Genomic DNA, 19,316 nt, shown 5'->3' on the forward strand with positions numbered 1-19,316 from the left:
ACCCCTATCTCTCGCATTGCCAGGCAGGGTGGATTATTCCGGCTGATCCATTGAGGAGGGCTTCAAGCGGAAGACCCGAATACCGGTCTTAGCACCGCGTTGGCGCTATCGGCGACCTCGTCGCCGTTCGAAAACAGCGGGCGCCAGGCCGAGACGCCCCGTGCGACATCCGGTCCGCTGACGGCGCTCGAAAACGCTTCGGCGCCGATGATTTCGCTGTAATCATTCTCCTTGAGGAAACGCAGCATCGGCCCGAAATCGATCGCGCCGCGATCCAGAAGCCCGCGGTCGTTCTGGTCCAGTTCGAAATATTTCAGGTAGGGCAGGGCGCGCTTCAGCGCCGCCATCATGTCCGTTTCTTCCATGTTCATATGAAACGTGTCGAGATGGAGGAACAGATTGTCCGAACTGCTCATTTTCAGGAAGGCCACGGCGTCGGCCACCGTATTGAACATGCTGGTCTCGTAGCGATTGAGGATTTCCATCGCGAGGCGCACGCCCATGGTCTTTGCTTCCGCTGCCAGGATGGCGAGCGCCTCGGCGGCGGCTTTACGGTTCTCATCGGTCGCGGCGTTCCCCGCCTTGCCAAAGAGGCCGTAGATGATCCCTCCCATGTGATAGGCACCCATGTCACGGGCGAGCCTCAGCGAGGCCCGGTGCCGGTCCATGCCACGCCTGCGGATCTCAGGATCGAGGCTGGAGATGTCGGCATCGGCAATCTGGGTGGCTGTGGCGACAGGCGTCAGATCGTGCGACCCGAAAATTCGTGCGATGTCCGCTGGATGGATCGTCGAATGATCGCGCATCGGGATGACGACGTGGTTGAACCCCTTTGCTGCTGCCTTGGGCGCCACATCTCCCGCTGCCTTGGGGGTCCAAACCTTGATCCAGGCATAGGAATGGATGCTCTTCTTCATGGAAAATCCTCTCATGCCCGCTGATCGCGCCGCGCTTCTATGGGAACTAGCGGTTCAACTCGGTCGCAATGGCTGTCATCTCGTCGCGCACGGCGGATTGCCACAACGGATTGTCCTTCAACACAGCGGGAAAGAGACCCGGCAGATCGAGGAAAGGCAAAAGCGGATCGCCTTTATTTCCAGCCTCCTGGGCTGCCGCGAGCAGCTCGGCCGCGCGGGGGTCGTTGAGACTGTCCTGCCGCAAGATGAAGGTCAGCCAGAGGGCCGTCACAAAGGCGAAACTTGTAATCTCGCCGCCAGCCGAAAGCATGTCCACGGTCGGCGCAAAGATGCGCTGCGGCATTTTCTGGGTCCCGTCCATCGCAATCTGCGCTGTCCGATGGGCGATTGCAGGGCTTGCGAAACGCGTAAGCAATTGCTCGATATAGCCGCTGATCTCGATGCCGGGAACGGGATCAAGGGTTTTCGCCGCGGCCTCCATGTGACGGCGCACCCGCGCGGCGTGAGCCGGCACGGCCATCACGTCTCGGACATAGTCGAGGCCGTGCAACTGGCCGAGATAGGCAATCAGGGAATGCGCGCCGTTGAGAAGACGCAGCTTCATCTTCTCATAGGGCGCAACGTCCTTGACGAAGAGCGCGCCCGCTGACTCCCAATCGGGTCGTCCCGACACGAAGTGATCCTCGATCACCCACTGGGTAAACTCTTCTGATTCCAGCGCCAGCCGGTCCTCCGCGCCGAGCAGTGCTGCGGCGCGATCCCGGGTTTCCTGCGTTGCGGCCGGAACGATCCGGTCGACCATCGTATTGGGGAAGGCGCCCTCCTGCTCGATCCATTCCGCAAGAGCTGCATCGCGGGTCCTCGCCATGTCCAGAACGAGCCGCTTCACGACATCGCCGTTCGACGGAAGGTTGTCGCAGCAGAGCACCGTGAAGGGCTTTTCTCCGGCACTTCGGCGGCGAGCGAGGCCCTCGACGACATAGCCGATCGCCCCCACGGGACTTTCCGGCGACTGGAGATCGTGCGCTATGGCTGGATGATTGGGATCAAGACCGCCGCTCGCGGCATCGAGCCCATAGGCCTTTTCGGTCACAGTCAGGCTGACGATGCGGATACGGGGGTCTGCGAGATGGTCGAGGACGGCTTGAGGATCGACGGATGCCGCATGGGCGCTAATGATCGATCCGACGATGCGGACGCTGTCGCCCTCGGCCCCCCGCGTCGTGACAGAATAGAGCATGTCCTGGGTTTCGAGGTCGTCGACGATCTCGCGGGAACGCAGGCTGACCCCGACGATGCCCCAATCGCCGCCTGATTTTGCCATTGCGTCTTCGGTATAGATCGCCTGGTGGGCGCGGTGAAAGGCACCGATCCCGATATGCAGGATGCCGGGCTTGATCCTGGCCTGGTCCAGGGCGGATTTCTTGATGGCGCCGGAAAGCAGGGCGTGTTTTGAAAGTCTCTGCAAGGCTATTGTATCCCGTGGGATGAGTGGGTGAGGGCACGTTCGATGCCGCGAAGCTCGGCTAGCCCCTTCAGACGGCCGATGGCAGGATAGCCCGGCTGCGCGCCACGGGTCAGGTCGTCGAGAATTTCCTGGCCGTGATCCGGGCGCATCGGAATCTGATGATCAGCACGGCCTTCCGCCTTGCGGCGCTTCTCTTCTTCGAGAACGGCTGCGATGACCGCCACCATGTCCGTGTCGCCTTCAAGGTGTTCGTCCTCGAAGAAGGAGCATGGCGTGCCTGCGTCCTCGCGGTGGACGTTGCGCAAATGAAGGAAGTGGATGCGTGGCGCGAGTTTGCGGATCATCGACGGCAAATCGTTGGCCGAACGGGCGCCGAGCGAGCCAGTGCAGAAAGTGACGCCGTTTGCCTTGAGATCGACCGCCGAAAGCATGGCCTCGTAGTCTTCCAGCTTGGAGAGAATGCGTGGCAGCCCAAGTAGCGGCCACGGTGGGTCGTCGCCATGGGCACAAAGCCGCATTCCGAGTTCTTCGGCAACAGGCGCTGTTTCCGACAGGAAGTTGACGAGCCGGGCATGCAGTGCTCCGGCGTCCACACCGGCATAGCGCTTCAGATGCGCGCGAAGTTCCTCGAGCGAGTAGACATCGGTCGAGCCAGGCAGACCGGCCCCGACATTCCTTGAAATGGCGAGCTTTTCGTCATCGCTCATCGCCATGAAACGCTCAGTTGCCTTTTCCACCAAGGCGGGCTCGTAGTCGTGGGCAGCGTCAGACCGTTTCAGGACATGCAGATCGAAGGCGACGAAATCGACCAGGTCGAAGCGCATCGTCCTTGCGCCATGACGTGTCGTCCAGCGCAGATCCGTGCGGGTCCAGTCGAGCACGGGCATGAAATTGTAGCAGACTGTTTCGATGCCGGCCTTTTGCAGGCGACGTAGCGTTTCCTTCCAGGCAGCGATATGAGCCTTGAACTCGCCGGTGCCGCTCTTGATGTCCTCGGAAATCGGAATGCTCTCGACGATCTCCCAGGTGAGCCCGCCGGCTTCGATTTCCTTCTGCCGCTTGGCGATCTCGTCTTCGGGCCAGGCCGTGCCAGTCGGGACGTGATGCAGGGAGCTGACGATGCCCTGCGCACCGGCTTGCGCGGCGTCTCTGACACTGACCTTGTCAACAGGTCCAAACCATCGCCACGTATGTCTCATTCCAATATCTCCAAATCTCAAAATTCCTGTGCGACCGGTGCTTTCAGCTAGCCGTTCCAGCCGAGGTGGCTGAGGAAATCACGCGTCCGGTCGGCCTGCGGGTGATCGAATATCTGGGCCGGTGGACCCTGTTCGACGATGCTGCCCTTGTCGAAAACGATAACCCAGTCGGCCACGCGCCGGGCAAAGGTCATCTCGTGGGTGACGACGATCATCGTCATGCCTTCCTCGGCCAGCCGCTTCATCACGTTCAACACTTCGCCGATCGTCTCGGGATCGAGCGCCGAGGTCGGTTCGTCGAAAAGCATGACCTCGGGTTCCATGGCAAGCGCGCGGGCGATTGCGACGCGCTGCTGCTGGCCACCTGACAGGTTGGCGGGGTATTTGTCCGCCTTATCGGACAGGCCGACCTTTTCCAGGAGGGCGACGGCGCGACGGCGTGCCTCCTCTTCGGAGATCTTGAGAACGGTTAGCGGGCCGACGGTGATGTTTTGAAGAACCGTCTTGTGAGGGAAGAGTTCGAAATTCTGGAAGACCATTCCCATGCGCCGGCGCACGCGGCGTATGTCGGCCTTGGCGGTCGGAAGCGGCTTTCCGTCGAAATACAACTCGCCGCCATTGATGCTTTCGAGAGCGTTTGTTGTGCGCAGAAGCGTCGATTTTCCCGACCCCGAAGGGCCGATCAGGCAGACGACTTCCCCCTTGTTGACGCGCGCGGTCACGGAGCCGATCGCAACGAATTCGCCGTAGAGCTTGCGGATCGCGCGATACTCCACGACCGGGGTCTGGCCGGCGTTCTTGCGGCTCTCAAGTTCTGTAGCCAAGGTCATTCCTTCACTCCCCATTTCCTGTAGATGACATCGACCAGCTTTGCCTGCGGGTAGCCGAGCACCCAGTAGATCGCCGCCATCGCGGTCAGTACTTCCAGCACGCGATAGGTCTGCGAGCGTATTTCAAGCGCCGTATGGGCGAGATCGCCGACCGCGATGACAGACACCAGCGACGTATCCTTGAAGAGAGACACCCAGGTGCTGGCAAGCACTGGCAGGACTCGCCTGGCCGCCTGCGGCAGGACGATCTTCAACATTGCTTCGGTATGGCTCATGCCAAGCGCGAGCGCCGCCTCCATCTGCCCCTTGCGGATGGAGTTTATGCCGCCGCGGAACGTCTCGGCGTTGTAGGCCGAAACGTTGAGCGCTAGGGCAAGCAAGGCGGTTGCGAAGGCCGAGATCGTCACGTCGGTAAAGACGGGCAGCACGTAGAAGGTCCAATAGATCAGAAGAATGATCGGGACATTTCTGAAGAATTCGACGAAGCACGCGCTCAAGCCGCGGAGGATGACGTTTCCGGACAACCGCATCAGCGCCAGGACGACACCGCCAGGGATGGCGATCAGCATGGTCAGAACCGTCAGCAGGACCGTGACCAAAGTCCCTTGCGCCAGCGCACCGGAATATTGCCAGACGACACTCCAATCGAGAGTCATGAGCGCCCCCTGTAGGAAACTTTCTGGTAGAGGTGGTCGATCAGCCGGGTCGTCGGGAACAGGATCAGGAAATAGACGACCATGATGACCGTGAAGACCTCCATCGGCCGAAAACTCTGGCCGGAAACCGTTTCGGCGCGCTTCATCAATTCAGGAACGGCGATGACGGCGGCGATCGCCGTGTCCTTGATCGCGATCGAAATAATCGAGCCGATCGACGGCAACATGCGCACGAAGGCCTGCGGCAGGATGATCTTGGCGACGACCTCGGCCTGAGACATGCCGAGCACCAGGCCGGCCTGTGTCTGGCCGGGGCGGACCGAGCCGATACCGGCGCGGACGATCTCGGCGACATAGGCGGAGATATGGAACGTCAGCGACACCAGCGCGGCCCAGAAGGGCGGCAGGTTCAAGCCGGTGACGAGCGGCAATGCAAAATAGATCCAGACGAGCACGACGAGGACCGGAACGGCGCGCATCGAGTCGATGTAGAAGACGAGCGGAGTGGCGAGCCAGCGCGGGCCGTAGATGCGGCCGAGGCCGACCAACGTGCCGAAGACGAGGCTCAATGCGACGGTCAGCAGGCTGAGCGCGATCGTCAGGCCAAGCCCGCCCAGGAGATATAGCCGGCTGTCCCAAACGGCCGAGAAGTCGAAATCCATGACGCAGTTCTCCGTGCCCGCGCTTTGGCGCGGGAACATGCTTGCGGAGGTGGGGGAAGCGTCCGCGACCTTTGGATCGCGGACGCGGGTGTCCTTACTTCATCGTGTCGACGATGCGCGCCTCGTCGGCGGTGAGCTTCGGCTGCATTTCCTTTTCGACGGCGTTCAGCCAGTCAAGGAAGGCCGGCTGGCCCTTGTCGATCGCAAGACCGACGGGTGCTGCCTTTTCAGACGAATCCTGGCAATTGTTTTCCTTGGGCAGCGCGGCCAGGCCCGGTACCTTCTTGTTCAGCAACACCCACTGGATGCGGTTGATCGGGGCGACGTCGGCGCGCTTGGCCATGATTTCCTCGATCGGCGCAGGCGCGCTCGAAGAGGTGACGCCGCGCAGCTTGGCCTTGGGGAAACGCTCCTTCACCCAGTCTTCCTCCGCGCCGCCGATGAAATAGGCGACGGTGACATCAGGGCTGTTGATCGCATCGATCGAAGCCGCGTCCGCGAGCTTCTTGTTGTCCTTGCGACCGAAGATGCAGATGCTGGTCTTCGAATAGAGGACGAAATCGACGACCTTCATGCGTTCCGGCGTTTCGGCAAGCGGCGTAATGCTGAGGTCGACCTGGTTCGAGGCAAGGACAGGGACCTTCGTTTCATGGCTGACCGGAATTGGCTGGAGCTTCACGCCCAGCTCCTTTGCATATTCCTGAGCAAGCAGCCATGCAGGGCCTTCCCAAGGCTCGCCGGAGCCGGTCGTGTTCTCAACGAGCCAGGGCGTGTTGGCGAGCACGCCGACACGCAGAACGCCAGACTTCTTGATGGCATCGATGCGAGGGCTGGCGCCCGGTGCCGGCACATCGGCTGAGAAAGCCGCTGTCCCGAAGCCAACGATGGACACAGCGAGTGTCAGTGCCGATATCAATTTCGAACCAAACAAGATTTTTCCTCCCAATTCAAAGGTTATGGTGTCGATTTGGCTGATGACTGTTGGCCGAGATGGCCTTCAAAGAGCTCGGGCTTGTTTACGGCCAAGCGCTCGATGGTCAGGAAGACGGATTGCAGATGCTCACGCATCGCGGCCTCGGCGCCGGCCGCATCGGCCTCGATCACGCGGGCTGCGATGACTTCGTGCTGCTCGAATATGCGGTTGAGCCAGTCGCCGCTTTCCAGCGAAAGATAACGGACGCGGTCGAGCTGGGCCTTGACGCCCTGGATGAGATCCCAGATCGCCGGATAGCCGCCAAGGCCGATCAGGTAGGTATGCATCCTGTCGTCGGCGTCGAAGAAGCGCTCAAGGTCATTGTCGCGTATTGCGCGCTTCTGCAGTGTCAGAAGATCCTGCAGTTCGTCGGCCGCGCGGACATTCATGTTCGCGGTCGCCAGAACGATCGTCCGGCATTCCAGCGTCTCGCGAACGAACTGACTGTCATAGACGGCGCGCAGCTGGATTGGGGCAACGAATGTCCCCACCTGCGGCACGATCCTCAGGAGGCCTTCATCGGCAAGCCGCCGGAAGACTTCGCGTACCGGTGTGCGGCTGACGCCCAGCTGTTCGGACAGCTGAACCTCGGAGATTGCTGTGCCCGGCATAAGCTCCGCCAGCATGATGCGGTGGCGCAGCGCGGAATAAATCTCGCGGGCGGCCGGACCGGATCTCTGCAGCGTGATGTCGGTGATCTTGGGCATTAACGTCATCTCCTCTTGTATACTAGTAAGCAAGTTGGTTTTTGCTGTCAAGCGATAGGGCGATATGCCGGATAGTTGCGCCATTGCGCAATTCCGCACCGTGACTGGATATGAAGGGTTGATTGGCTCAAGCCCGGCGTAAGTGAACGACCGGACGGTACGCGCGAAAGCGGCCGGGGAGGTTTGGCGACTTGCTGAGAAAACAAATAAGACGCACCGATGGGATCGGACATATCGCCAGTATCTGAGCGAATGACGAGTATCCGCTCGGACGTGCTGAGCCCAAGATTCCGCCGCTTCGGTTTCGCGGCAACGGACGCTATGAATAGTAGTGTCGCTGGGTCTATGCCGCGATTAGCTCGTCAAAATCCTTCAGACGCCGTGCCGCCGCCTCGGACAACTCGTTCCAAATGTGGCCGAGCTGATCGGTGACGAGCGCAAACGACGATGGCGCTCCGTCGGCCGCTATATTGGCCTGGATCATGTCGAGCTTGGAGCGAATTGAGGCAATCTCAGTCAGCAGGCGTGTGCACTGATCGAAAGAAAGGCCCGGGTGAGACAATATACGAGGCACCAGTTGGACAGCGCGTCTGGCTCTGTCTGCATGCTCCATCAGAAGTCTATTCCAATCCATCATACACCCCACCTTGCACGATGGTGGCATTCAACATTGGGATTGCCGGTGCGGTCAATATCGATACGCACAATTCCCCATAAGATGCGAGGGTGTCTGCAGATCGAGGCTCCCCGGAGATCAATCATCCCAGGCGGGCGATTTGTCCGGATTGATCCGCCGGTAGCCGCGATCGAGCCGGCGGATGTCGGTCATTTCCTGATCGCTGAGCCGGACCTCCAGTCCTTTGAAATTGCCGCGCAGATTTGCTGGGCTGCCGGATGCCGGGATGACGATGTGGCCTTCGGCCATGAGAAAGGCGAGTGCGGCGGCCGATACCGGGCAATCGTGGGCGGCGGCGATCCGCTCCAATGTCACGTCGCCGGAGATCTCGCCTTTGGCGAGCGGCTGATAAGCGGTAAGCTGCAAGCCTATCTTGCGGGCATAGTCGCGCAGGTTCGGCGCCTGCAGATAGGGGTGGATTTCGACCTGGTTGGTGGCGATGGCATCGTTGCCGAGCAGCGCTCGCGTCTTTTCCAAAAGCGCGATCGGGAAATTGGAGACGCCGATCAGGCGGGCGTTACCTTGCTGCTGCGCCTCGGCCAGAGCCGTCACATATTCTTCCAGCGGAACCACGCCGCCGAAGGACGGCCAGTGGATCAACAGCAGGTCCACCTGATCGACGCCGATCGTCTCCAGGCTCTTTCTCACCGACGGCATGAACTTTGTCCTGTCGAGATTGTAGTCCGCAACCTTTGTTGTGACGAAGAGATCACGTCTCGGCAGGCCGGACCGGCGCATGACCTCGCCGACATTTGCCTCGGTATTGTAGGTCTGCGCCGTATCGAGATGGCGGTAACCGATCTCGATCGCCTCAAGCATGGCGGCGATGCCCTCGCTGCCGGTGCGGCCATAAGTGCCGAGGCCGAGCTGAGGATGGATTTGTCACTCGTCATCGCGGTCATCCCTTGGTTGCGCCGGCCGTCAAGCCGCCGACGAAGAGGTTCTGGAAGAAGAGGAAAAGCAGGGCGATCGGGACGGTCATGACCATCGATGCCGCCATGACACTGCCCCAGTCGGTGTTGAACTCGGTCGAGAATTCGGCAAGCCCGATCGGCAATGTCTTGACCGAGGAGTCCGTCGCGAAACACAGCGCGAAGATGAATTCGTTCCAGGTCGTGACGAAGGCATAGACGATGACGGCAACGAGCCCCGGCGTCGACAACGGCAGCGTAATGCGGAACAGAATGCCGAGCCGGGAGGCGCCGTCGATCGTCGCCGCTTCTTCAAGCTCGACGGGAAGCGCCTTGAAATAGCTGGTCAGCATCCAGACGCTGAGCGGCAGGGTGATGATCATGTAGACAAGGATCAGCCCCCAATAGGTGTTGACCAGGTGCAGATAGCGCAGCGTGATGAACAGCGGCACGATGATCGCCGCGGTCGGCAGCAATTGCCCGATCAGGACAAGCGACTGCAGCAGACGTTTGCCGCGGAAATCGAAGCGGGCGAAGCCATAGGAGGCGAAGATCGCCAGGATCAGGGCGAGCCCTGTCGAACCGACCGAGATGATGACGCTGTTCAGGAAATAGCGCGGAATATTCGAGTTGAAGATGACGTTGACGTAGTTGCCGATCGTCGGCACCGAGGGCAGCCAGTGCGGCGGCACGGTATAGAGTTCGGGCAGTGTTTTGATCGAGGACAGCGCCATCCAGGCGAAGGGAAACAGGCAGACCAAGGCCAGCACGATGGACGAGAGCGCGATCGCCAGGGAGCCGAGGCCGCTTCTTCGTCTCATCGCGCCTCTCCCGGAGTGGCCGAGGACACTTTCAGATAGATCGCCACCAATATCCCGGCGACCACGAAGAAGATTACCGAAAGCGCTGCCGCCTGGTTGAACTGGAAGCTTTCGAAGGCGAGGCGAAAAATCTGGATCGGGGTGATCAGCGTCTTGTTGGCCGGGCCGCCCTTGGTGATCGCATAGATCAGCGTGATGGAATTCAGCCCCCAGATGACGAGAAGCAAGGTCACCGCGACGATGACGGAGCGCACCTGCGGCAGCGTCACGTACCAGACTTCCTCCCAGAACCCGGCCCCATCGACCTTCGCGGCTTCATAGAGTTCCTTCGGAATCGCCTGTAGCCCGGCCAGCACCATGATCGCGACGAAGGGGAAGAGCTTCCAGACATTGATGGCGATCAGGACGGGCATGACCGTGTTGCCATTGGTGAGCCAGCTGATCGGAGCGGGAAGGATGCCCGCGCCGGTCATCATATAGTTGATGATGCCGAACTCGGTGTGGAACATCCATGCCCAGGTGGTCGCGGCGACGATGCCGGGGACGACCCAGGGGATCAGCGTGATGGAGCGCAGCAGCGCCCGGCCGGTGAAATGCTGGTTGAGCAGAATCGCTGCCGCCGTTCCGAGCGTGACCTGAAAGACGATCGAGCCGCCGACGAAATAGATGAGATTGACGAAGGCCTGCCGCGTTACCGGCGGGCGCAGCACATTGACGAAATTGCGCGTCGTCAGCGCCCCATGCGCATCGGTCGCGCTGAGGAAGACGGTATAGGCAATGGGATAGGCGATCAGCATCGCCAGCACGATCATCGCAGGAAGAACGAACAGAAGACCGGTTGACTGGCGACCCATGGATCGACCTTTCCTGTCAGATGGCTGCGGATACGGGCGCCGTTCGATGCCGGCTCAGCTGTCGAGCAGGGCCTGGATCTCCTCGTTTGCCTGGTCCATCGCCGCCTTGGGGTCCTGATCGCCCGAAAGGATCCGCTGCACGCCATCGAAAACGGCCTGCGAGATCTCCACCCAGTGCGGCGTATTCGGCGCCGGGCGGCCATAGGGCAGCATCGCCGCGAATTGTTTCAACATCGGGTCCTGGAAACGCGGCAGCTTCAGCGAAGATGCCCTTGCGGGGAAAGTGTCGGTGAAGAAGCCCTGATTGTCCGACGTATTCAGAAACTGGATGAATTTCTTGGCATCGTCCGGGTTCTTCGCATCCTTGGGGATAACGTAGCTCCAGCCGCCTATGACGCCCGCCGTCTGCTTGCCATCCGGATGAGGCGTCGCCATCGCGCCGAGCTTCAGGTCGGCCTTTGCCTGCATGATGGGCGCGATATCGTATTGCCCGGTCTGGTACATGGAGACCTTGCCGGCAATGAAGAGCTGCCGGTTAGCGATGCCGTCATTCTGCAGGGTCGAGTCCGGTGAATACTTGTTCTTGTAGAAATCCGTATAGAATTTGACCGCGGCCACTGCTTCCGGCGAATTGACGACGGCGCTCTTGCCATCGCCGCTGATGATGTCGCCGCCGTTCATCCAGATCAGCGGCAGCAGGCGCGTGATCGTGTTGCCGACCTCGCCGCCCCCGGTGATCGCCATGCCGAACTTGCCGCCCGTCGTCATCTTCTTGGCGGCATCCATCCATTGATCCCAGGTCTGCGGCGGATTGGCGGGATCGAGGCCTGCGCCAGTGAAGTCGGCGAGATTATAGAGAACGCCGACGCATTCGATGCGATAGGGAATGCCGTAGAGTTTGCCATCATAGGTGTCGTAGTTGATCGACGCCTTGTTGTAATCGTCCTTGTCCTGGATGACGTCGTCGAGCGGCTGGACGAGATCGGATTGGGCATAGCCTTGTACCCAGGGATGCTGCACCTCAATGACATCGGGAGCGGCGCCCGATTGCAGCGCCGTCAGGATGCGCTGCGGCAGGCCGTTCGAGGTCGTCACTTCCATCTTGATGGTGATGCCGGGATTGGCCTTCTGGAAATCGGCGGCCAATTTCTCGGCGCGCGCCTGGCCCCAATTGGGCGTCCACCAAACCACCTCGCCGGCAAAGGCGCTGCCAGCCATCAATGCAAATGCCGAGACCGTGGCAGCCGCTATCCTCAAACCCTCCATCGCTTGCTCCTCCGTCGCGCGGTCTCAGCGCCGCGCCTGTCTCCTCAATTCACCACTGTCTTGCGCAGGGATCGAGCGGCTGCTCTTTCCGCCCCGGAGGATGCGACCTCCGTTGATCGCGACATCCAATCTCCGTCTGCTTCAATCGTCTTATTCACATTTGAATAATGCAATTTCTCATAGAACTTGGCGCAGTGCCCCGTGGTGTCAATCGCGGGGGAAGGTCGCAGCGCCCGCGGCAACGCCGCTCGTATTCATGCTGCCGTCGAAAAGCGGCACGTTATAGGGCTCGTAGGGATAGCGGGCGCAGGCCTCCTCGATGAGTTCCACGCCGAGCCCCGGCGCGGTGGGCGCAAGGATCGCGCCATCCTCGAATTGCAGCGTCTCGCGCACCAGTTCCTTGCGCCAGGGCACATCGACGGAAACGGTTTCGAAGACGGAGAAATTCGGGATCGCCACCGACATGTGCAGCGTCATCGCGTTCATGACCGGTCCGACGGGATTGTGCGGCGCGACCGGGATCAGATGATGATGCGCCATATGCGAGATGCGCTTCGTCTCACCGAGCCCGCCGGCATGGGAGACGTCAGGCTGAAGGATATCGACGGCCTTCTTGCTCAGCGCCTCCAGGAATTTCCCAGGCTCGAACCAGCGCTCTCCGGCCGCGATCGGCACCGGGCTTGCGGCGCGGACGTCGACCAGCGCATCGATGCTTTCAGGCGGCGTCGGCTCCTCGATCCAGCGCAGATCATAGGGGGCGAGTTCACGGCACATGGCAATCGCCGTCGGCACGTTCAGCCGGCCGTGAACGTCGAGCATCAAGTCGACATCGGGGCCGACCGCATCTCGCACCGCCGCGACGATATCGATCGTCTGGCGCCGCTGCTTCCGATCCATTTCGAGATCGGCGACATCGAAGGGATCCCATTTCAGCGCGCGATAACCCATGGCGACCGCCTTGCGGGCATTGTCCGCATATTGCTCCGGGGTGACCGCGCCGAAGAACCAGTGATTGGCGTAACAGGCGACACGGTCGCGATACTTGCCGCCAAGAAGCTCGAAGACGGGGACGCCGAGCGCCTTGCCCTTGATGTCGAGCAACGCAGCCTCGATCGCCCCCAGCGCGGTACGGAAGACAGCACCCGTGCGCCAATAGGAATCGCGGTGCAGCTGCTCGACGATCGCATCGACGGCAAAGGGATCGCGGCCAATGAGGACGCGCTCCAGCTCTTCCAGCGCGGAGACGATCGTCAGCGTCTTCCATTCGAGCGTCGCTTCGCCCACGCCCTCATAACCTTCGTCCGTATAGAACTTCACGAAGACGAAGTTGGTGCGCGAGACATTGGCGACGAAGACTTTCTGTGCCGTGATCTTCATGCTTCCTCCCAGCCGGCTATCCCGAGCTCAAAGCCGCCCATATTTCGCATAGATGTCGGCGACATCGCCGCCGGCGCGGATCTCGTTGCGCGAGCGGTTCTCGATCGTCGTCATCTCCTCCGCCTTGGCAAGGACGGTGTCCACCTTGTCGGCGGGAATGACGACGACGCCATCCATGTCGCCGAACAGCCAGTCGCCGGGATTGATGCGGATCTGCGCTGTCAGCGTGCCCGTCACGGCGATCGGAACCTCGACACCGCTGATGCGCGTGCGGCCGCGGGACTCGATCGGCGAAAGATAACGGGTAAAGACCGGCCAGTCCTCCATGCCTATCAGGATATTGCCATCGCGAATGCCGCCATCGACCACGACGCCGGTCGCCCCGCGTGCCTTGGAGGCCGTGCTCATCAACTCGCCCCAATGGCCGGCGTTTCGCTCGCCCGCTGCCGATATCAGCACCACGCAGCCGGGATACATGCGACGAAAGAAGGTGAAGGTCTTGACCTCTTCGAGATCATATTCGGCGTCCGTACGCATATCGGCTGTGACAGCGACCGTAAAAGCCGGGCCGGCAATCCGCATCGAGCGGTCGAGCCCTCTGATGCCGAGATCCATGCACTGATTGGGCAGACCCATCTCGTCCATGATGTCGTAGACAGCGGCCGTATAGAGTTTCTTGAACCGCTCGGCCTTGCCGGCGATCTCCCGCGCATGCTCGTCCATGGCTTGCCTCCTCAGGCGGAACGCGCCGCAAGGCACGCTCCCGGATTACCCGACCTCCATCGGTCAATCCATATTTGAACTTCCTCTGTTCAAGATTGCATGGTAATGGGATGGCGAGAACCTTGTCAATCTCCATCCGGAGCTTGCCTGCGGCAATGATGCGCAATGGACGACGCGAGCGAAACCGGTGCGGCCAAGCACACGATCCCTGTTATCGAGCGGATGATGGACGTGCTCGGCCAGATCGAGCGCCGGCCGAACGGCGCGACGATCCGCGAGCTGACGGCGCAGCTCTCGCTGCCGCGCACGACCGTCTACCGCATCCTCAACACGCTACATGAGCATGACATGGTGCGCCGGGACGATGCTGGCGCCTATCATCTCGGCCGCCGGCTTCTGGCACTCGCCGCCCATGTCGTTGCCGGCGTCAGCGATATCGACCTTGCGAGCCTCGCGCAGCCCTTTCTCGATAAGCTCTCGGCCGATCTCGGCGAAGGTACGAAGCTTTCGGTCATCGATCACGAAGGCATTCTCGTCATCGCGGTCTCGCAGGGCCGGCGCGAATATGCGCTGACCGTCGCGCCCGGCCAGCGGATGCCGATCCATGCCGGAGCGGCGAGCAAGCTGCTGCTGGCGCATCTCTCCGCCGACGAACTGGCCATCTGGCTTGCCAAGCCGCTGATCGCCTATACCGCCAAGTCGATCACCGATCCCAGGAAGCTGGCGGCGGAACTTGGCCGCATCAAACGCGCCGGCTGGGCGCAGGATCGCGGTGAGAATGCGCCGAGCATCCATGCCTTCGCCGCACCCGTCTTCGATCGCTCGGGACGGATGGTCGCTGCCGTTAGCGTGCCGTTCCTGGCGGGGGCGAAGCCCGCGCGCATGGAGGAGATCCGCATCGCGGCGATCGATACCGCCCGTGCCATCAGCGAGGCGATGCCGATCTAGAACAGGTTTCAGGGAGGACGAGGAATGAAGATCGTTGATCTGAAATGCGCCGTCATCGGCAAGAGCCCGATCGTGCGTGTCGTCACCGACGAGGGTATTTCCGGCTATGGCCAGGCGGAAACCTGGAAACCCTATCTGAAGAGCCATATCCTTGCATTCCGCGATGCGCTGATCGGCGAAGATCCTACCGATGTCGAGCGCGTCATGCTGAAGATCCGCCAGCGCGGCGGCTTCAAGCCCTGGGGTTCCGCCGTCAGCGTCATCGAAATGGCGCTCTGGGATGTGGCAGGCAAAGTCGCCGGCGTGCCGGTCTACAAGCTGCTGGGCGGCAAGGTGCGCGATCGCATTCGCGTCTATAACGGCGCGATCCGCTTCCCGATGGCCGGCCATCGGCCGGAGGATTATGCCGACGACCTGAAGAAGATGATGGCCCTGCCGGAGGGCTTTTCCATCATCAAGCAGCCGATCGGCTTTCATTCCTCGATGAAGCGCGAGGTGCCGGGCTTCTACTACGGCGAGCCATCGAGCAGCCCTTTCCATGGCGCACTCGATCGCGGTCCGATCACCGAAAAGGGCCTGCGACATCTCGTGGACTGCGTGGCGGCGATGAAGGAGGTGGCCGGCGATGCCATCGGGCTCGCTCTCGATTGCGGCCCCGGTTGGATGCTGCCCGATGCCATTCGCCTGGCGCGGATCCTTGAGCCCCATCATCTGATGTGGCTCGAGGATCTGCTGACCGGCGACTATACGCCCTGGGTCAATGCCGGCGTCTATCGCGAACTGACGCGCGTCAGCACCATACCGATCCACACCGGCGAACAGATCTATCTGCGGCAGAATTTCAAGGAGCTGATCGAGACCCATGCGGTCAATATCGTTGGCCCGGATCCGGCCGATGTCGGCGGGATCGCCGAGTTGAAATGGATCGCGGAATATGCCGACCTGCATTCGATCCTGATGGCGCCGCATGGCACGGCGAACGGTCTCCTTGGTCTCGGCGCGCTGATCCAGGTCTGCGCCACGCTGCCGAACAATTTCATCGCCTTCGAATACACGACCGGCGATCCCGACTGGTGGTACGACATCGTCGAAGGCCTGCCGCAGACGATCGTGAAGAATGGCTTCGTCGATATCATCGAGCGGCCAGGCATGGGCGTCGACCTCGTCCCTGAGAAGGCGAAACGCTACCTCACCGACGACGATCTCGGTTTCTTCGACTGAAGCGAATGCTTCGGCGGTAGCCACTCGTCAAACCGGCGCAACCGGAAAACGAGGCCGAAATCCGATTGACATCGCCGGCTTTCGATTCCTATAGTTGGTCCGTTATGAACAAGAGGAAGTTCATATGAAAACTGGTTGCCGGTGTTTCAGAGGAGTGAAGCGCTTGCGGCCAAAGGAGGAGGCTCATGGGAATCCGATGGAGCCGCGTCACCCCGCATCTGGCCGTTGCGCCCGCGGCCTTGCTGACGCTTGTCTTTTTCATTGGGTCCATCGGTTGGACCGTCTATCTTTCGTTTACGGCAAGCCGGCGCTTTCCGGACTATGAATTGGTCGGCTGGAAGCAATATTGGAGGTTGTTTCACGATGCCTCCTGGCTCCTGTCGCTGCAGAACCTGGTGATCTTCGCGCTCGGCAGCCTGCTCTCCATCGTCGTCGGCTTCATCCTTGCGGCGCTCATCGACAAGGAAGTGCATGGCGAGGGCATCTTCCGCACGGTCTTCCTCTATCCGCTGGCAGTCTCGCTGATCGTGACAGGCCTCGTCTGGCGCTGGCTGTTCAATCCCGGCCTCGGCGTTGAGAACGTGCTCCACTCCATCGGTTGGCAGAGCGCCTCGTTCAACTGGCTTGCCAGCCAGGACACGGTCATGTTCGGCGTCATTCTCGCCGCCGTCTGGCAATCGACGGGCTTCTTCATGGCGCTGATGCTGTCGGGGCTGAAATCCATCAATTCCGAGATCTGGCAGGCAGCACGGCTCGATGGCGTGCCCTTCTGGCGGCTCTATATCGAGGTGATCATCCCGATGATGAAACTCACCTTCCTGACCTGCATCATCCTGCTCTGCATCGGCGTCGTGAAGGCCTATGACATCATCGTCGCCATGACCAATGCCGGTCCCGGCGGCGCTTCGATCATGCCCGCTTATTTCGTTATCGACGCCTATTGGCAGAAGCAGAATCTCGGCTTCGCCTCGGCCGGCGCGACCGTCATGCTGCTGACGACGCTCGTCCTGTTCCTGCCGCTCGTCATCATAACGGCCATCCGGCAGAGGAAAGCGACATGACGGCCATTCCCGTGACATCGCACTCCGCAAGTCGGACGAAGGCTCGCCGCCGCCCGCTCATCCGACCGCATCGCGTCGTGATCTTCGTTTTCCTGCTGATGGCGGCCGCCTTCTTCGCGGTGCCGCTCTACGTCATCGTCGTCACATCCTTCAAGACAATGGACCAGATCCGCGAAGGCCAGATCTTTTCATGGCCGCATCCATGGACAGTGGATGCCTGGGTCTATGCCTGGACGCAGGCCTGCTCGGGCATGAACTGCAGCGGCGTGCGCGTCGGCTTCGTCAATTCACTCTATATTCTTGCGCCAAGCCTCGTGCTGACCATCTCGTTGTCGATCATCACCGGCTACGGGCTGGCGCTCTGGAACGTCAAATGGGCGAACGGCTTCCTGTTCGTGCTCTTCATCTGCGCCTTCGTGCCCTTCCAGATCATCATGTATCCGCTGATCAAGATCGCGGGCACGCTGCATATCTACGGCACGACATTCGGTATCGCGGTCATTCATAGCGTGCTGTCGCTGCCCTTCTTGACCCTGATCTTCCGAAATTATTTCCGCGGAATGCCGCCGCAGATCATTGCGGCGGCGATGATCGATTCCGGTTCCTTCTGGCGCATCTTCTTCGAGATCGTGCTGCCCATGTCCGGCAACATCATGATCGTCGTGCTGATCCTGATGATCACAGGCATCTGGAACGACTTCCTCGTAGGCCTGACCTTCGGCGCGCAGGACACGCAACCGATGACGGTCGTGCTCAACAACATCACGGTCACGACGACTGGCGCCAAGAACTATGCCGTCGACATGGCCTCGGCGCTTTTGACCGCGCTGCCGCCGCTCGTCATCTATTTCGTTCTCGGCAAGTTCTTCGTGCAGGGCATTACGGCCGGCGCCATCAAGGGATGAAAGCATGCCATCGATCGCATTCAACAATATCGTCAAGAAGTTCGGCGCGCTGACCGTCATCGAGAACCTGAACCTCAGCATCGGCGACGGCGATTTTCTCGTGCTGCTCGGGCCATCCGGCTGCGGCAAGACGACCCTGCTCAATCTGCTGGCCGGCCTGCTCGAAATCGATGGCGGCGAGATCCTGATCGGCGATCGCGACGTCAGCTATCTTGATCCGAAGGACCGTGGCCTTGCCATGGTGTTCCAGTCTTACGCGCTCTATCCGACCAAGACTGTGCGCGGAAACATGAATTTCGGCCTGTCCTCGCGCGGCATCACCAAGGCGGAAGCAGACCAGCGCATCGCCTGGGCGGCGAAGCTTCTGCAGATCGAGCATCTGCTCGATCGCAAGCCTTCCCAGCTCTCCGGCGGTCAGCGCCAACGCGTCGCGATCGGCCGCGCGCTCGTCAAGCAATATGGCGTCTGCCTATTCGACGAGCCGCTCTCCAATCTCGACGCCAAGCTGCGAAACGAGATGCGCATAGAGATCAAGAAGCTGCACAACCAGCTGAAGAACACCGTCGTCTACGTAACCCACGACCAGGTCGAGGCGATGACAATGGCGACGAAGATTGCCGTGATGAACAAAGGTGTCATCCAGCAGTTCGGTACGCCGGATGAGATCTACAATGAGCCCGCCAACCTCTTCGTCGCCGATTTCGTCGGCTCGCCGGCGATGAACGTGCTCGATTGTACGGTCAAGAGAAATGGAAGCGCTCTTGTCGCCGTGGACGACAAGAGCAATGTCGAGATTGGCCTTGGGCATTATAAGTGGAAGGGCAAGTCGGCCGAGGGCGGCTCGGTGAAGCTCGGCTTCCGCGCCGAGGAATTGCTGACCGAAGAGCGCGGCGATGCGGGCGAGACCATCCGCTTCGATTGCCCGGTCGAATATTTTGAGAAATCCGGCCCCGATGCCTTCGCTTTCCTGACCATGTCCGGCCAGGGCATCGCCGTGCGCATCGATGGTCGTGATGCCAACCGCTATCGCGGGTGCCAAACGCTGCCGGTCTATCTGCCGCTAGACAAGCTGAATGTGTTCGATGCGCCCACGGGCCAGCGGCTTTAGCCGAAGTCCAAATGCCAGAATTTCAACGGGAGG

General features: G+C 60.8%; 20 protein-coding genes. 5 read left to right on the forward strand and 15 right to left on the reverse strand.

Annotated features, from left to right (window positions below; all coding sequences use genetic code 11):
* Positions 1-62: 62 nt before the first annotated feature.
* From DTW90_RS17240 to DTW90_RS17310, 15 genes are all read right to left on the reverse strand, one after another.
* Positions 63-917, reverse strand: coding sequence for a sugar phosphate isomerase/epimerase family protein (locus DTW90_RS17240; protein ID WP_149339746.1), 855 nt, complete (start codon positions 915-917; stop codon positions 63-65).
* Between the two features lie 46 nt (positions 918-963).
* Entirely contained in the window at positions 964-2,385 is a 1,422-nt protein-coding gene (locus DTW90_RS17245; RefSeq protein ID WP_149339748.1) for a mannitol dehydrogenase family protein, read from the reverse strand.
* Between the two features lie 2 nt (positions 2,386-2,387).
* Positions 2,388-3,584, reverse strand: a complete 1,197-nt coding sequence (uxuA, locus tag DTW90_RS17250) for a mannonate dehydratase (RefSeq protein ID WP_132522955.1) — start codon at positions 3,582-3,584, stop codon at positions 2,388-2,390.
* 47 nt (positions 3,585-3,631) lie between these two features.
* Positions 3,632-4,414, reverse strand: coding sequence for an amino acid ABC transporter ATP-binding protein (locus DTW90_RS17255; RefSeq protein ID WP_132522953.1), 783 nt, complete (start codon positions 4,412-4,414; stop codon positions 3,632-3,634).
* Complete coding sequence (locus DTW90_RS17260) at positions 4,411-5,070, reverse strand: amino acid ABC transporter permease (protein WP_132522951.1); 660 nt, start codon at positions 5,068-5,070, stop codon at positions 4,411-4,413. Before DTW90_RS17260 ends, DTW90_RS17255 begins: the two co-directional genes overlap by 4 nt.
* A complete protein-coding gene (locus DTW90_RS17265; RefSeq protein WP_132522949.1) occupies positions 5,067-5,732 on the reverse strand; it encodes an amino acid ABC transporter permease in 666 nt (221 codons plus the stop codon). The genes DTW90_RS17260 and DTW90_RS17265 overlap by 4 nt, the downstream gene beginning before the upstream one ends.
* A gap of 94 nt (positions 5,733-5,826) precedes the next feature.
* A complete protein-coding gene (locus DTW90_RS17270; RefSeq protein ID WP_207910541.1) occupies positions 5,827-6,663 on the reverse strand; it encodes a transporter substrate-binding domain-containing protein in 837 nt (278 codons plus the stop codon).
* Between the two features lie 23 nt (positions 6,664-6,686).
* Complete coding sequence (locus DTW90_RS17275; RefSeq protein WP_207910540.1) at positions 6,687-7,412, reverse strand: GntR family transcriptional regulator; 726 nt, start codon at positions 7,410-7,412, stop codon at positions 6,687-6,689.
* A gap of 343 nt (positions 7,413-7,755) precedes the next feature.
* Positions 7,756-8,046: a hypothetical protein gene (locus DTW90_RS17280; RefSeq protein WP_188079962.1), complete on the reverse strand. Its 291-nt coding sequence runs from the start codon at positions 8,044-8,046 to the stop codon at positions 7,756-7,758.
* Between the two features lie 120 nt (positions 8,047-8,166).
* Positions 8,167-8,967, reverse strand: a complete 801-nt coding sequence (locus tag DTW90_RS17285; RefSeq protein WP_281407578.1) for an aldo/keto reductase — start codon at positions 8,965-8,967, stop codon at positions 8,167-8,169.
* Between the two features lie 19 nt (positions 8,968-8,986).
* Positions 8,987-9,820: a carbohydrate ABC transporter permease gene (locus DTW90_RS17290; protein ID WP_132522943.1), complete on the reverse strand. Its 834-nt coding sequence runs from the start codon at positions 9,818-9,820 to the stop codon at positions 8,987-8,989.
* Positions 9,817-10,674, reverse strand: a complete 858-nt coding sequence (locus tag DTW90_RS17295; protein ID WP_132522941.1) for a sugar ABC transporter permease — start codon at positions 10,672-10,674, stop codon at positions 9,817-9,819. Before DTW90_RS17295 ends, DTW90_RS17290 begins: the two co-directional genes overlap by 4 nt.
* A 54-nt stretch (positions 10,675-10,728) precedes the next feature.
* Entirely contained in the window at positions 10,729-11,940 is a 1,212-nt protein-coding gene (locus tag DTW90_RS17300) for a sugar ABC transporter substrate-binding protein (RefSeq protein WP_149339752.1), read from the reverse strand.
* A 207-nt stretch (positions 11,941-12,147) separates the two neighbouring features.
* A complete protein-coding gene (locus tag DTW90_RS17305; protein WP_149339754.1) occupies positions 12,148-13,317 on the reverse strand; it encodes a mandelate racemase/muconate lactonizing enzyme family protein in 1,170 nt (389 codons plus the stop codon).
* A 27-nt stretch (positions 13,318-13,344) separates the two neighbouring features.
* The gene (locus DTW90_RS17310; RefSeq protein ID WP_132522935.1) at positions 13,345-14,040 is read right to left on the reverse strand and encodes a dimethylmenaquinone methyltransferase; all 696 of its coding nucleotides are present in this window, start codon (positions 14,038-14,040) and stop codon (positions 13,345-13,347) included.
* 165 nt (positions 14,041-14,205) lie between these two features.
* On the opposite strand from DTW90_RS17310, the gene DTW90_RS17315 reads away from it, so the two are divergent.
* The 5 genes from DTW90_RS17315 (at position 14,206) to DTW90_RS17335 (ending at position 19,283) form a co-directional block, all read left to right on the forward strand.
* Positions 14,206-14,988 (forward strand): IclR family transcriptional regulator, encoded by a 783-nt coding sequence (locus DTW90_RS17315; RefSeq protein WP_149339756.1) that lies wholly within the window; start codon positions 14,206-14,208, stop codon positions 14,986-14,988.
* 24 nt (positions 14,989-15,012) lie between these two features.
* A complete protein-coding gene (locus DTW90_RS17320; RefSeq protein WP_149339758.1) occupies positions 15,013-16,209 on the forward strand; it encodes a mandelate racemase/muconate lactonizing enzyme family protein in 1,197 nt (398 codons plus the stop codon).
* A gap of 185 nt (positions 16,210-16,394) precedes the next feature.
* The gene (locus DTW90_RS17325; protein ID WP_132522929.1) at positions 16,395-17,270 is read left to right on the forward strand and encodes a sugar ABC transporter permease; all 876 of its coding nucleotides are present in this window, start codon (positions 16,395-16,397) and stop codon (positions 17,268-17,270) included.
* Positions 17,267-18,175 (forward strand): carbohydrate ABC transporter permease, encoded by a 909-nt coding sequence (locus DTW90_RS17330; RefSeq protein ID WP_132522927.1) that lies wholly within the window; start codon positions 17,267-17,269, stop codon positions 18,173-18,175. Before DTW90_RS17325 ends, DTW90_RS17330 begins: the two co-directional genes overlap by 4 nt.
* 4 nt (positions 18,176-18,179) lie before the next feature.
* Positions 18,180-19,283: an ABC transporter ATP-binding protein gene (locus DTW90_RS17335; RefSeq protein ID WP_149339760.1), complete on the forward strand. Its 1,104-nt coding sequence runs from the start codon at positions 18,180-18,182 to the stop codon at positions 19,281-19,283.
* Positions 19,284-19,316: the final 33 nt, after the last annotated feature.

Origin of the sequence: Neorhizobium sp. P12A, from assembly GCF_008365395.1 — a bacterium.
Taxonomy (GTDB): Bacteria; Pseudomonadota; Alphaproteobacteria; order Rhizobiales; family Rhizobiaceae; genus Rhizobium.